The 14,339-nt window shown below is 39.2% G+C and carries 15 protein-coding genes and 2 tRNA genes; 7 read left to right on the top strand and 10 right to left on the bottom strand.

From position 1 onward, the window contains the following. Positions 1-6 precede the first annotated feature (6 nt). The 4 genes from J0654_RS10400 to J0654_RS10385 all read left to right on the top strand — a co-directional run bounded on the left by J0654_RS10400 (position 7) and on the right by J0654_RS10385 (position 1,672). On the top strand, positions 7-966 hold the full coding sequence (locus J0654_RS10400) for a PorP/SprF family type IX secretion system membrane protein (RefSeq protein WP_207028639.1): 960 nt from the start codon (positions 7-9) through the stop codon (positions 964-966). Positions 967-1,011: 45 nt separating this feature from the next. Further along, entirely contained in the window at positions 1,012-1,368 is a 357-nt protein-coding gene (gene folB / locus J0654_RS10395) for a dihydroneopterin aldolase (protein ID WP_207028637.1), read from the top strand. A 65-nt stretch (positions 1,369-1,433) separates the two neighbouring features. After that, positions 1,434-1,505: transfer RNA gene (locus J0654_RS10390), tRNA-Cys, on the top strand. A 96-nt stretch (positions 1,506-1,601) separates the two neighbouring features. Next, positions 1,602-1,672 (top strand) — tRNA-Cys (locus tag J0654_RS10385). Positions 1,673-1,704: 32 nt separating this feature from the next. Here J0654_RS10385 and J0654_RS10380 read toward each other — a convergent pair. Genes J0654_RS10380 through rnr form a run of 3 tightly spaced genes read right to left on the bottom strand, consistent with a single transcriptional unit; the run spans position 1,705 to position 5,287 of the window. Continuing rightward, the gene (locus tag J0654_RS10380) at positions 1,705-2,367 is read right to left on the bottom strand and encodes a LysE family translocator (RefSeq protein WP_207028634.1); all 663 of its coding nucleotides are present in this window, start codon (positions 2,365-2,367) and stop codon (positions 1,705-1,707) included. A 3-nt stretch (positions 2,368-2,370) separates the two neighbouring features. After that, complete coding sequence (locus J0654_RS10375) at positions 2,371-3,051, bottom strand: head GIN domain-containing protein (protein WP_207028632.1); 681 nt, start codon at positions 3,049-3,051, stop codon at positions 2,371-2,373. Between the two features lie 52 nt (positions 3,052-3,103). Beyond that, the gene (rnr, locus tag J0654_RS10370) at positions 3,104-5,287 is read right to left on the bottom strand and encodes a ribonuclease R (protein WP_207028630.1); all 2,184 of its coding nucleotides are present in this window, start codon (positions 5,285-5,287) and stop codon (positions 3,104-3,106) included. Positions 5,288-5,880: 593 nt separating this feature from the next. Between rnr and J0654_RS10365 the strand changes: the two genes are divergently transcribed. Genes J0654_RS10365 through J0654_RS10355 form a run of 3 tightly spaced genes read left to right on the top strand, consistent with a single transcriptional unit; the run spans position 5,881 to position 7,678 of the window. Then, positions 5,881-6,312, top strand: a complete 432-nt coding sequence (locus J0654_RS10365; protein WP_207028629.1) for an RpiB/LacA/LacB family sugar-phosphate isomerase — start codon at positions 5,881-5,883, stop codon at positions 6,310-6,312. Between the two features lie 5 nt (positions 6,313-6,317). Next, positions 6,318-7,238 carry a cation diffusion facilitator family transporter gene (locus J0654_RS10360; protein WP_207028627.1) on the top strand — a complete coding sequence of 307 codons (921 nt, stop codon included), beginning with the start codon at positions 6,318-6,320 and terminating at the stop codon, positions 7,236-7,238. Further along, the gene (locus tag J0654_RS10355) at positions 7,238-7,678 is read left to right on the top strand and encodes a GNAT family N-acetyltransferase (protein ID WP_207028625.1); all 441 of its coding nucleotides are present in this window, start codon (positions 7,238-7,240) and stop codon (positions 7,676-7,678) included. The genes J0654_RS10360 and J0654_RS10355 overlap by 1 nt, the downstream gene beginning before the upstream one ends. 1 nt (position 7,679) lies before the next feature. Here the strand turns inward: J0654_RS10355 and J0654_RS10350 are convergent, their stop codons facing one another. From J0654_RS10350 to J0654_RS10320, 7 genes are all read right to left on the bottom strand, one after another. Then, on the bottom strand, positions 7,680-8,288 hold the full coding sequence (locus tag J0654_RS10350) for a hypothetical protein (RefSeq protein WP_207028623.1): 609 nt from the start codon (positions 8,286-8,288) through the stop codon (positions 7,680-7,682). Continuing rightward, positions 8,266-9,513: a DNA (cytosine-5-)-methyltransferase gene (gene dcm / locus J0654_RS10345; RefSeq protein WP_207028621.1), complete on the bottom strand. Its 1,248-nt coding sequence runs from the start codon at positions 9,511-9,513 to the stop codon at positions 8,266-8,268. The genes J0654_RS10350 and dcm overlap by 23 nt, the downstream gene beginning before the upstream one ends. Positions 9,514-9,528: 15 nt before the next feature. Next, entirely contained in the window at positions 9,529-10,017 is a 489-nt protein-coding gene (locus tag J0654_RS10340; RefSeq protein WP_207028619.1) for a GDYXXLXY domain-containing protein, read from the bottom strand. Then, on the bottom strand, positions 10,014-11,078 hold the full coding sequence (locus J0654_RS10335) for a DUF4401 domain-containing protein (protein WP_207028616.1): 1,065 nt from the start codon (positions 11,076-11,078) through the stop codon (positions 10,014-10,016). Before J0654_RS10335 ends, J0654_RS10340 begins: the two co-directional genes overlap by 4 nt. Then, positions 11,066-12,016 carry a DUF2157 domain-containing protein gene (locus tag J0654_RS10330; RefSeq protein ID WP_207028615.1) on the bottom strand — a complete coding sequence of 317 codons (951 nt, stop codon included), beginning with the start codon at positions 12,014-12,016 and terminating at the stop codon, positions 11,066-11,068. Before J0654_RS10330 ends, J0654_RS10335 begins: the two co-directional genes overlap by 13 nt. Positions 12,017-12,181: 165 nt before the next feature. Further along, entirely contained in the window at positions 12,182-13,807 is a 1,626-nt protein-coding gene (locus J0654_RS10325; RefSeq protein WP_207028613.1) for a S41 family peptidase, read from the bottom strand. Next, positions 13,791-14,333 (bottom strand): ribonuclease P protein component, encoded by a 543-nt coding sequence (locus J0654_RS10320; protein ID WP_313783659.1) that lies wholly within the window; start codon positions 14,331-14,333, stop codon positions 13,791-13,793. The genes J0654_RS10325 and J0654_RS10320 overlap by 17 nt, the downstream gene beginning before the upstream one ends. Between the last annotated feature and the right edge of the window lie 6 nt (positions 14,334-14,339).

The following is a 14,339-nucleotide window of genomic DNA, read 5'->3' as shown; positions in this document are numbered from 1 at the left end:
AACCCCATGTTAAAAAAAGTATACTCAACTATCTTATTTGTTCTCTTGGCACTTTGTGCCAGGGGACAAGAGTTGACCGTACCCCAATTATCCCAATATATAGCCGATAATCCATTTTTAATGTCCCCGACCTACGCAGGTATCGGAGATCACATAAAAGTCCGTTTAAACGGCTTAACACAATGGGTGGGAATTAAAGATGCCCCAGATACGCAGACCTTGGCAGCTGATGCCAGAATAGGAAACAGGTCCGGGGTTGGTATGCTTTTATATAACGATAGCAATGGATATACAAGACAAAGAGGAGCTAGGGTATCTTTTGCCCACCACTTGACTTTGGACTATTATGAAGACGTATTCCTTTCCTTCGGGATTTCGTATAATTTCAACCAGTTTAGAATAGACGTAGAAGAGTTCGAGGCAAGAAATGGACAATTGCCAACAGATGACAAGGCTACTACCAACCACAACTTTGATCTTGGTGTACTTTACAGACAAGATAAATTCTATTTTAGTTTGAATGCAGGAAACGTACTTAACAAAGATTTGTCCACTTTTAATACGGATATCATACGCATAGAACCCAATAAGTTGAGAAACTACTATGTGTACACTGGTTACAGTTTTTCCAAAAGCAAGAACAGTAAAGTGGAAATAGAACCCTCGGTATTCTTTCAATGGTTCGAGAGTGATGGCCGTTCGGTAACCGATTTAAATGCCAAATTTCGTTTTCGAGATTTTGAAGACTACTATTATGTGGGTCTTACCTATCGTTTTTTAAATGATCAATTGGGAGAACCACTCTACATTGCCCCATTGGCGGGATTTAAAAAGAGTAACTTCTATTTTGGATATTCCTATCAGGTAATTACCAACGAAATTTTGGGATATAGTACAGGAACACATGTACTTACCGTTGGAATGGATCTATTCCAAGGCATAAGTAACTGTAGGTGTATGTATTAATTTAAAACGTTTTGCCCTATTTTTGCCCTTTCTTAATTCAAGGCTTTGGGAAAGATTAGGTTAAAGAACGTTAGAATACATTCCAACCATGGGTGTTTAAAAGAAGAAATGCTCATTGGAAGCGATTACAGGGTAGATCTCGAAGTTACCGCAGACCTATCCAAACCTGCCAGTTCCGACCAGCTTAGTGAAACGGTGGACTACGTCCATTTAAACAACATCATCAAAGAAGAAATGACGGTACGTTCCAATCTTCTTGAACATGTGGCCAAAAGAATCATTGATCGTATATTCAAAGAAATACCTGAAGTAACAGAAGTAGAGGTAGAAGTTTCCAAAATAAACCCTCCAATTGGAGGCGACGTTGAAAGTGTTTCGGTTAAACTCAGAATTACTAGATAAACCGCTCCACCTAACTCATTGATACTGTTAATCTTTTTGTAATTTTGCCTTATAAGAATTTAATCGGCATTGTGGTCGAATTGGATAGACAAAGTCCCGCAAGGACTTTTATGGTGGTTCGAGTCCACCCGATGCCTCAAAAGCATACTTTTCACGAAAGTATCATACAATTTTATTTAGATCATTTTTCAATCTAAAAATTCATAAAATATTTTTAGCTTTGCGATCCAATTGGCATCGTGGCCGAGTGGCTAGGCAGAGCTCTGCAAAAGCTTGTACAGCGGTTCGAATCCGCTCGATGCCTCAAAACCCAGTACTGTGTGCTGGGTTTTTTGTTTATAATTTTTCTATTTTCTCTATTTCTTCCTGGATATCAAATTTTTCTTTAGGTAAAAATCCTTTGGTAATAAGCACAATTCCGCAAATAATCAATACAATACCCAATCCTTTTTTAATAAGTACAATACGTTCCTGTGTTAAATATCGCTTTAACTGCTTAGCCAAAATAATCTTAAGTAAATCCGTTCCGAAATAAACGAGGATTACCGTACTAAAAAACACCATCATTCTATTGGGATTGTTCTCCAAACTGGGTCCAACCACAATAATCAATCCCAACCAAAAAGCAAGTACGCCAATATTGATAAAGTTCAACAAAAAGCCTTTTACCATTAATCCCAGGTAAGTTCCTTTGGAAGCCTTTACATTGGATTTTTTCTTTGCCTTTTTCACAAAAAGAAATATCCCATAAACCAAAAGAATCATTCCACCGAAAACAAAAAGTCCAGGTTCGTTGCTTAAGTTTTCCAATAATTGAAAACTACTGAAGTAGGCAATCAATAAAAAAACGATATCCGCTATAATCACTCCTATATCCAAGCTTACCCCTGCCCTAAAGCCTTTGGTGGCACTTGTTTCCAGTAAAACGAAGAAAACAGGACCGATCATAAAGCTCAACAAAAATCCCAAAGGAATCGCTGCTTGGATATCTTCAATCATTTTTTACCTTACTCTTTTTATTTTTCCGCCAAAGAGGGTATGCTCGTCCATTTTTTCTGGATCTCCGTACACTAGGACTTCTCCCCCGGCCTTTACATTGGCCTTTACATAGTCCGATGCATAAATTTCGGCATTTCCTCCTGCATTAACGCTTATAGTAGTAAATTTTGTCTTAAATGTTCTTCCATTATAGGCACCACCGGTATTAATAATTACATCTTGCGTATTGGCAAATCCTCCTGAAAATATTTTACCGCCAGAAACAGCTTTGATCAACAGTTGATCTACCTCACAATTAACCTCTAGTTCACCACCTTCCTGCGCTTTAAGTTCCAAAACTTCTTGCACATAAGTATCATCCGATGATATTCTTGCATCTTCATTAACGTCGATGACAACCAGTTCTTCCGAATGATATAGATCCACATAGGTTCTATATCCACTGAATATTTTAACGATTTCCATTCGGATTTTCAAGATCCCATCATTATTTACTATCGCGACATTTGTGGTATTCGCTCCTGTAATCACCGCCTTGTTTTCATTGGATTTGATAAGATTGATGGAGATGCCGTCAAATCCCTTTACTTCAGTGAACTTTTGTAGGTTTTGGGTTACGGTTGCATCCTGCGCTTCCATATATTGAAGTGACAGGAACAATATAACAATCGTAATTACTTTCATGTTATAAAAATTTGGTTCTCAATAGGATAACAAACTTTATTCCAAAATAGTATTATTTCTTTTTACCGATCAACGAAAAGTCCAAATGACGTTTGATCAGATCGGTGTTCTTCACCATTACATAAACCTCGTCTCCAAGTTGATACATTCGTTTGGTACGTTCCCCGATTATAGCATACTGGCGTTCATCAAAAACATAATAATCATCTTTAATATCACGAATACGGATCATTCCTTCACATTTGTTCTCCACAATCTCTACGTAAATGCCCCATTCGGTAACCCCGGAAATTACACCCAAGAACTCCTGGTCCTTATGGTCTTCCATAAATTTGATCTGCATGTACTTAATAGAATCCCGTTCTGCATTGGCCGCCAGCAATTCCATATCGGAAGAATGTTTACATTTTTCTTCGTACAGTGCAGCTTTTGGAGTTTTTTCCTTATCCAGATAATGCTGCAGTAATCGATGTACCATTACATCGGGATAACGACGTATCGGAGAGGTAAAATGCGTGTAATAATCAAAACCCAATCCGTAGTGCCCAATATTCTCCGTCGTATAAATTGCTTTACTCATACTCCGAATGGCCAGGGTATCCACTAAATTCTGTTCTTTTTTCCCTTTAACATCCTCCAATAACTTATTTAAGGACTGGTTAATGGTCTTACTATCCTTTAGGTTGATACTATGTCCAAATCTGGAAATAACGCCGTTCAAGGCCATTAATTTTTCCTCATCGGGCTTATCGTGGACCCGGTACACAAATGTTTTCTTTTGTTTACCTATAAATTCCGCAACCTTTCTGTTGGCCAAGAGCATAAACTCCTCTATCAACTTGTTGGCATCTTTGGCTTCTTTAAAATACACACCAACGGGCTCATTATCTTCCGACAGGTGAAACTTTACTTCAATCTTATCAAAGGAAATGGCACCTGCATCCATACGTGCCTGTCTCATTATTTTAGCCAATCGGTCAAAAGTGAGCACCGCTTGGACAACATCTTCGGTAACGGAATACGCATTTCCACGAATGGATATGTCCTTCGGAATCTTTTTTTGCGCTGTTTCAATAATGTGCTGAGCTTCCTCATAGGCAAAACGTTCGTTAGAGTTGATCACTGTTCGTCCGAACCATTGCTTTACCAATTTGGCATTATCATCCATTTCAAAAATGGCCGAAAAGGTATATTTCTCTTCATTGGGCCTAAGTGAACAGGCCATATTGGACAATACCTCGGGTAACATGGGAACCACTCTATCCACTAAATAAACAGAAGTTGCCCTATCGTAAGCTTCTTCCTCCAAAATCGTATCGGGCTGCACATAGTGGGAAACATCAGCAATATGGATACCTATTTCGTAGTTTCCGTTTTCCAGTTGTTGGAAAGATAGGGCATCATCAAAATCCTTCGCATCCTTGGGATCAATGGTAAATGTAAGTACATCGCGCATATCCCTACGCTTGGCTATCTCCGATTCTTTTATACTCGTATCCAATGTTTTGGCGAACTGTTCCACTTCATACGGAAACTCATGAGGTAAACCATATTCGGCCAAAATCGCATGTATTTCAGTATGGTGTTCACCAGGCCTACCCAGTACTTCTACAATCTCACCATAAGGTGAATCCGCATCATCGGGCCAATCTCCAAGGTTTACCAATACTTTATCACCATCGTTGGCTTTTTTTAGCTTTTCGGGCGGAATAAAAATATCGGTGTACATTCTGGAATCGGTAGGGCGAACAAAGGCAAAACTTTTTTGTTTGTCCACAATACCAACATAAGAGGTCTTTTTACGTTCGAGCACTCGGGAGATTTCTCCTTCCATTTTTTTGCTCTTGCGTTTGGGTTTTATAAACACCTCAACGGTGTCGCCATGGAAAGCTTTGTTGAGATTAGTATTGGCAACAAAAATATCATCATCCAATTCATCCACCACTATATAGGCATTGCCACTTGATGTAAGATCCACTCTTCCCGTAAAATAAGTATGTAAGGATGGCTTCTTTTGGTATTTTCCCCGCTCTGGTTCCACAATGCGCTCGCTGGCTTTTAACTGCCCTAAACGTTTGATTAAAAGGTTCCTATCTTGAGTATCGGTAATACCTAACCTAGAAGCTATTTGCTTGTAATTGAAGGTTTTGGACGGTTCTTTTTCCAATACGGTGAAAATGCCCTTCGTAATTTCATTCTTTCGCTGACTACCAGCTCTCTTCTTTTTCTTCGACATTAACGTCCTTATTTTTTTGAAAAATACGAATTATAATCCTTGACCAATAAGGAAACGAACAGTAATCCAAAACAAAATGAACTTTATCAACAATAATCAATAATATCTTTTTTCTTCTTTTTTAAAATTTATTAAAATGATGATGATGATGGATCGTTGAAATGTGGAATAAAATTTTAGTTAAAAAGTTGCTTTGAACGATCAAAATATTTTGTTCACAAGTTGTCAGATATCGATAAAATTAGAAATCAGGATATTATAATTTTTGTCCACGGTTTTTAATAACCGTTATCAACATCAATTTATTGAAAAGTTACTGTTTCTTTAATGTTAATTACCCACAAAAAAAGGTTTATAATGGTTGATTAATTATTAATGGAATATTGCCCCACCATTGAATAATTATTCCCATTGATTAATTTTATTTAAAAACAAAATTTCGTTACCAATAGTTTTCTGTAAATAGTTAACAAAACACCAATATTGTTAATTGATTGTTTTTTAACCAAATGCAAAAATATCCTCGTTTTTATAAACAGTGTAACATTAAAAGATATTGTACCTTTGTTTTGCATCCATTTTAATACAAGACCATGAAAATTGCCATAGGAAACGACCATGCGGGAACCGATTATAAACTAGCCATTATTGGTTTGTTGAAATCCAAAGGAATTGAAGTTATAAATTATGGTACCGACGGAACCGATAGCGTGGATTATCCTGATTTTACCCATCCTGTAGCCACAGATGTAGCTGAAGGAAATGTTGATTTGGGAATAGTATTGTGCGGTAGTGGCAATGGCGCAACCATGACGATAAACAAGCACCAAAATGTTAGAGGCGCCCTTTGTTGGAACAAGGAAATCACCCAACTTGCAAGGGAACATAACGACGCCAATATTTTAAGTTTACCAGCCCGTTTTATTTCACTTCCCCAAGCGCTCGATATGGTCGAAACATTTTTGAATACTAAATTTGATGGTGGTAGGCACGAACGTAGAATTGAAAAAATTCCTTGCAGATAAACCCTATGGGTCATCACCATTACCATCACGGACATTCACACGCACACCCCGATTTAAAGGGGAGAAACCTTCTTATCTCCATAATCCTGAACATAGCCATTACTTTGGCCCAAGTGGTTGGTGGCTTATTGTCGGGAAGTTTGGCATTACTGTCCGATGCACTGCACAATTTTAGTGATGTACTTTCTCTGGTAATTAGTTATGGAGCAACAAAATTAGGCAAAAAGAAGGCGAGTAAACACAGAACTTTCGGTTATAAACGGGCAGAGATATTGGCCGCATTCATAAATGCAGCCACCCTTGTGGTTGTTGCCCTTATCTTGATGAAAGAAGCTGTTGAGAGACTTTTGGATCCCCAGCAAATAGAATCCAACTTGGTAATTTGGCTGGCATTGATTGCCATTGCCGGAAATGGTTTTAGTGTGTTGTTGTTGAAGAAAGACGCCGATCACAATATGAACATGAAATCGGCCTATTTGCATTTACTTACCGATATGATGGCCTCTGTAGCCGTATTTATTGGTGGTATTTTAATGAAATTTTACCAGATTTACTGGGTAGATGCCATCCTTACCATGATCATAGGTGTCTATCTGATTTATATGGGATATGACCTTTTAAAGGAATCTACCAAAGTATTGATGCTTTTTACCCCAAAATCGGTGGTCATCCAAGATATTGTGGAATCCATTTGCACCATAGAGCCTGTAAAAAATGTACACCACGTACACATTTGGCAACTTAATGAAGAAGAACTGCACATGGAGGCCCATGTGGATTTTAAAAATGATATAAAACTCTCGGAGTTTGATGAAATCCTTGAAAAAATAGAGGAGCATGTCTACCATAAACACGGTATCAACCATGTTAATATTCAACCCGAGTTTGACAAGTGCGATTCCAAAAGCGTAATAGTCCAAGATTAATGCAAGTATCCGTTAAAACATTTGACGAGCTCTCTACCGAAGAGCTCTACCAAATTTTACGCCTCCGCAGCGAAGTTTTTGTGGTGGAACAAGATTGTGTCTACCAAGATGTGGATAACAAGGACCAAAAGGCACTTCATGTTATGGGGGTTAAAGAAGGTGAGCTGGTTGCATACACGCGAATTTTTAAACCAGGAGATTATTTTAACAATGTGAGCATAGGTAGGGTAGTGGTAAGCCAAGAGCAACGAAAATATGGATTGGGCAAACAGATAATGCAAGCCTCATTGGCCGCTATAAACCAAAGATTTCCTAAACAACCCATCGAAATTTCTGCGCAATCCTATCTTTTAAAGTTTTATACAGACCTTGGTTTTACCGCTTTTGGAGAAGAATATTTGGAAGACGGTATTCCACATCGAAGAATGTTGAAAGAGTAGTTTACACCAACCTTTTCGCCACACCGATGCGCTGCAAATAATCCAATCTAAGAATAAGGTTAACCGGTTTTTCAATTTTATTATTGGAGGAAAAGAACAAATACCCTTCGTTTCTTGCATCAAGTTTATCCAAATTTAATTTACCGTTCAGACCTTTATTTTCAGTAATGATTCGTTCCAAATAAGTTTGGGACAATCCCTTTTTATCCAAATGTTGAATTAATTTTTCCCGGTTTACAATAGTGATGTTACAGGAAGTGAATTTTTTGGCTTCATCCGAAAAAATACTGGTCACCAAAGCATAAAAATGAGTTTTTTTGGAATTATCGAACAACCACCCCTGTTTTTGAATACCATTTTTTTGATATAAAAGCTCAAATGCAAATGTGGGCAGGCTTTCGTTTATATAATCCAATTGGGCTTTTTCATCTAAATAAAATCGTTTGCCCGTTGACACATTCTTTAGGATAAGATCTATGCCCTGCAATTGTTTCTTAATATAGGAAACACGCTCAAAAGTGTAATGCTTCAGATATTTTTGATAATAAAAATCCAGTAATGGGGTTAATTGTTGTTCTTTGGATAAGTCAGCTTTGAAGTTGCTTTTCAAGTTGGGTTATTTTCTGGAAGAGGGAAGTACCAACTCGTTCCACAATTCCCACTACCAGCGCGTTGCCCATAAAAAAGGCACGTTTGGCATCTGAAATGCCCTCCATCTTGGTGTGATTATCCGGAAACATGTTCAACCGTTCCAATTCTATAGGTAAAAGTCTTCGCAGTCCCTTGGAGGTTTGGACCACGTGTTTAAACCGGGACGGGGACTTGCCGCCTTCTCCGGTTATTATAGTTCTGGAAGGTTGATCAAGGGCATCTGGGAAAACCATGCTGCCCTCACTGTAATTGTATTGAAAACCTGCTTTGGTCTTGCGAATTTCTTTTTTAGAGCCCTTCAAGTATTCCCATTTGGGCAAATCGGTGGCATCAATATAATAATCCGACGGTATTTCCTTCTCCATCAGAATATCGAAGAGTAAAGTTTTTTTGCCGTCGTAAGAAGGAGATGTTTTTAGGGTAGAAACCTTTCCATCCATACAAATACCTGTGTTTAAAAAAGGGGAAAGTCCTTTTTCGGTATTGAAATTATTGGATAAGGATACCAAATCCTCTTCTAAATCAAGCTCGACGGCATTTTGGAAAGTTTGCGCCACAGGAAAGGCATTGCAGAAGGTTCCATCCTTGAGCATCCAGTCTGTTGCAGGGGAATTTTGGAGTTTTTTGTATATCTCGGTACCCTTAAAATATGCCAGAAAAAAAACGCGCCTTCGGCGCTGTGGCATTCCATACTCGGCCGCATTTATCACGCGCCATTCGACTGCATAGCCCAAATCCGATAAACTACGGAGCATCACGGCAAAATCACGTCCGCGTTGGTTTGAAGGCGATTTTAAAAGCCGATCCACATTTTCCAAAAAAAGATATTTCGGCTTGTTCTTTTTTTCTGACAAAATACGATGGATGGACCACCATAGCACCCCTTTTTTACCGAGAAGCCCTTTGGAGTTCTTTAAAGATGTTGCAACGGAATAGTCTTGGCAAGGAAATCCACCTACCAGCATATCAAAATCGGGGATTTCGCTCGTAGCAACCGTCTCAATATTTGCATTGGAATGGTTTTCAGCGCCAAATCGCGCTTCATAGACCATAGAAGCATGTTGCATTTTGGTCGACGGTTCCCATTGGTTGCTCCATACTACTGCATAGTGACCGGTATTTTCCAATCCTAGGCGAAAACCGCCTACACCCGCAAAAAGTTCACAGACCTTGAGTTGTTGCATACCCAAAAATAGGATTTATTCTATCTTTTTAAGGTTGACATCGTATAAACCTATTAAAATAGCATTTCCATTTTCATCTACACTAATGCCTCCATATTTGACTTTTTCATATTTTTCGACTTCACCTTCTTGAAAGAAAAAGGATTCCGCACCAAATTTTAAGCCCCACCATTGTTTGCCAGTGTATTTTAAGGGATGCTCGTTGGTGTTGATCTGGCCCATATCTTCCAGATAACGGATATTTTTAGCGATACCATAGCCATTTAGTTCTATGGCACATAATCCATGTTCGGGAATGTTATCATAGTCCAGATTGTTGGCGATTTCATAACGCAACTGCATATAATCTCCTTGCAGCAACGACCTGGGGTCTACAGGAGACAGCTCCAAAAAAATCAAATTTCCACGGGTCAGTTGTTTTTCCTTTTTAATAATGGAAAAGTTAAAAACCCCAAGAAAGACCACGAGGTTTGCGAGTATGATGATCCAACTATATTTTTTCATGGGGATTGGGTCTTTTTCGTAAAGAATAGATACAAGAGGACGAACACAACACCTGACGAAAACAGAATAGTGGATTTTGTCAAAAGGGTCAGGTCAAGATCATAATAATATTGAATTACAAAGTAAACAAGGGCAATTATCCCTATGGCCAAACCGGTTTTATGGTTAACCCAAAAAGCTGACAGCATAATGAGCAATGCCCCACAAATGGCGGGAGCAAAAAGCGTGGGCAATAGGGCAAGGGAGCTTAGGGAGTATATCCAGACCTTGCTTTTTTTGGAATTAATATTGAGGGTTTTCAAAATATGGCGAACCACGTACAGAATGGCAAGAATGATAACAATCGAAGATATCCAAATGAAGTTTTGGGACACGGGAAAAGTACTGTACATACCGAAAGGAACAAGACCAAAAAGGAAGCAAAAAACCAACCCGATACGAAGCGGATCATACAGTTTGGATAACTTAGGGTATGAAGTGATCAATTTGGCCTCATTGAGAAAGCAATAGACAAACACACAGGTATTTAATGCGATATAACCATGAATGGCATCATAAATATCCTTTGAAATGATATACATCAATATATTGGTGCCAACGGCAAGAATGGAAATAAAGGATATAATGTAGTTTTTGGCAAAGAAAAAACAGCATAAAGCAATCAATATGGACAGCGGGACAAAATTATCCTCGTTTGCCCAATAAACGAGCATGTCAAAAACGAAAAGTACAAACCCCAGCACATATAGCGAAACACAGAAAGTATCAAACATAAAGGTTTCGTATTTTCTGCTCAGTCCAATGGCAGCGACCAGAAGCCCAATTCCCAATAGAAGCATTCCCCAACCAGAATCGAAGAGTTCTATAATGTACAGAAACCAAATAAAGACAAAAACAGCCATTAAACTGCCAAAAATGGAGAGTATCTTAATGGCCAGACTTGTTTTCTCCTCTTCTTTTTTCTGATATTCTATAAGAATGGCTTTATCATCACACTCAAACCCTTTGCCTTCGAATGAACGGATATTTTCCAGCACATCTATAATGTTCAATTTGCCCATTTCTTTTGAATTTTGATGAGGGACCATATCAACAAGGTTATGCTTATAATGATGAAGAAGCCTATGGTAAAGAGCATGCCCGCATCATTTGAATGATCCACGAAAAGTGCAGAAAGAATAATGATAACGCTGAAGGGGACAATGGACAGATAAAAGAGCCTCCGTGCTTTTAATCCATACCATATACCAAGGCCGTACAACAATGGGGCTGAAATAAGCAATACATAAAAGGAGGGAGGATTCTTTTCAAAAATACCGTTGGAAAGGCTAAATGTGGCAATGGCCACAACAACCAGGGCCAATATGTTGGTAAACCATTGGGGCGACTTTTTTATATGGGTCAATTCGGGAAGCCCAATGAACAGTATCAAAAAGAGGGAATTTACCCAAAAAATTATGGTAATAAGGAACACTTCATTCCAATGATAGGCCACTTGTTCGGCATACAGAAAAAGGGTAAAGTTGATCAGGGCAATATAAATGATCCATAAGGGCGCAAAATGGGAGACGACGGCCCAAATGGTAACAAAAAATGTCCAAGCAAGGAAAAAATCATAAGCATCGGCATTGGTCTGGTACACTTGGCCAAAAACAGCATACGATACCCCCACGAACATGGCTGCGGCGCTTAGCAAAATATTTTTTATCGTTTGGTTCAATTTAAAGAAGACGGCGATCAGGGTTGTACCAATGAGGAGTGCTTCTATAAGTCCAATTTTGATGAACTTGTGCAAATCCATCCAGTTGTAGGCAAAGAAAAAAAGAATTCCAGTTGTTGTAAAGGAAACACCAAGCGTTATAAAAAAGAGTTTTAAAAAACGATACCAAGAAGCGCTATCGGCATAAACATTGTCCAAAAGGGCTTTGGATACATCGCTCTCTGACCAATTGCTGTGACGGCTGATAAGTTGTATAATTTCCCGATTAATTTTTGACATATGTGCGGTCAGACTTTTACAATGTGATAACTGTTTATGGATAAAACATTGGGGAAAAGTTAACCAAATGGCCGTATACTTATTTGAGTGGTTTGACCGCTAACAGCTTTGAGCTGATAAATACAGGGTTTGGATTGATAAAAGAATCTAAAAGTATGGAGTTGTCTACCTTAAGAGTTCCTTATATTTTGAATCATCGGCCAACAATTCTTTGGCGGTCAGTATGGCATCATCGTGGTCCAGATAGTATTTGTAGAGCCCTTCGCGGTAGAAATACCTTGTAATGATCTCATCTTCCAAATTCTTTTGGATTTCCTTTTGAAAAGTATTCAAGGCCGTTATTTTTCCCCTGTTCACAGCCAACAGCAAATCTTTGTACTTTTCCTGGATTTCGGGTCCCAACAAGGTTTCATCGCTGTTGATGGTTTCCTCAAGAACCTCCTCCGTCCTAGTCCGATAAGAGAAGTTCTGCTCTTCGGCAAAGGACTTGAATGCGCTGTAATCTGCACTGGAAAAATTAAAATCTTCCACAGAGTCAAAGTTGTGGTCGTAATAGTAATCCGTTGCAAAATCAAATACGATATTGTTGGCTTCCAAGGCATCGATCAAAGTGTTGGTCTTTAAGGATTCAATGGTAATATCCGGCATAATGCCGCCCCCATCCCATACTTTTCTTCCGTTTCGGGTGGTAAACTCATTGAATTTTGTATTGCGAACCGCATTCCCCTCTTCATCTCGGTTCCAGTAATCCAAAGACTGGATACACCTTCCGGATGGGGTATAATATCTGGAAATGGTCACTTTTAGTTGGGTGCCATACGTCAACTTTAAAGGACGTTGTACCAATCCTTTTCCAAAACTTCTGGCCCCAACAATTACGGCGCGATCCAAATCTTGCAGTCCGCCGGAAACAATCTCACTTGCAGAAGCACTTTTTCCATTCACCAGAACAACCAAGGGAATGTCCTCATCCTCTGGTTTGTTTCGGGTCTTATATTCTTGATTGAATTTTTTTACTTTGGATTTGGTTGTTACGATCAGCTCTCCTTTGGGAACAAAAAGATTGGTAACATTAATGGCCTCGGACAGTAATCCGCCAGGGTTTCCCCTTAAATCCAAAACCAGCCGTTCCGCACCACGCCCTTTAAGGTCCTGCAATGCAGATTGTGTTTGTTTGGAAGCTTTTCGATTAAAGCGGGACAGGACAATATATCCTGTTTTTTCATCGATCATATCATAAAAAGGAACGGCATCTACCTCCACACCTTCTCGAGTGATGGTCGCTGTTTTAGTCTCCCCCTGTCTTAAAAAAGTAACCTCAACGGTGGAGTTGTTGGCTCCTTTTAGCAGCTCTCCTGCATTATCGTCGAAATCGGCGACCAAGGTTTCCCCGATCTTGATGATTTCATCTCCGGCTTTAAGTCCGGCCTTGTCCGCGGCGTATCCTTGGTATGGCTCCACCACCACTAATTTATTCTCGTACGAACGCACAAGCGCCCCGATCCCAGAATATTCCCCTGCATTATTGATTTTAAAAGATTCGACATCCTGTTCGTTCAAAAATTGGGTGTAGGGATCTAGTTCCCCCAACATGTTTTTGATGGCGGAATCCATCAACTCGGCCGGATTCGTCTCGTCCACATAGTTCATGTTGAGTTCCTTGAACAAGGTGGTGAAGATTTCTATCTGTTTGGCAATCTCAAAAAAGTCACTTTTAAAACTACTGGCCCCGACCAGAACGGCGAGTGCCAAAATGGGAATCAAAACCTGCTTTTTAATCAATCTTTTCATGGGATTCTTTATTTATAAAGGCATTTAACAGCTTTTTCATGGCTGTATCCACTTCATTAAAACTTGGTGTCTTCTTGCCAAGGTATAAAAATATGAACGCAAAATTTCCCTCAATGTTGTTAAAAATGAGGGGCTTGTTGAGCCTGTAAGCCTCTCTTAGCAACCGTTTGATTTTGTTGCGACCCACCGCGGTTTTAAATCGCTTTTTGGGAGCGACCACTGCAACCTTTATGGCTACATCGTCTTTAAAATCGGTTGGGAGGTATATCAGTTTAATGGGAAACTCCTTAAGGGTTTTCCCTTCTATAAAAAGGGCCTCGAACAGCTTTTTGTGGGTAAGCTTTTCTTTTTTGGGAAAGGAAAAATCAGAATTGACCCCTTGATGAGGTTTTAGGGGAGTTTCTACCTTATTTGGATCAGCACCTTCTTTTTGCATTTCGGGGAAAGTTCCTTTTGAAAAAGGAAAATTACTTAAATATATTTTACCCAGAACAAAAAGGGCGGCACAATCGGCCGCCCTTATCATTCTTTA

Source organism: Flagellimonas profundi, from assembly GCF_017313275.1.
GTDB classification, from domain to species: Bacteria; Bacteroidota; Bacteroidia; order Flavobacteriales; family Flavobacteriaceae; genus Flagellimonas; species Flagellimonas profundi.
Note: the sequence above shows the minus strand (reverse complement) of the source record. Positions and strands in the feature narration are given on the sequence as shown.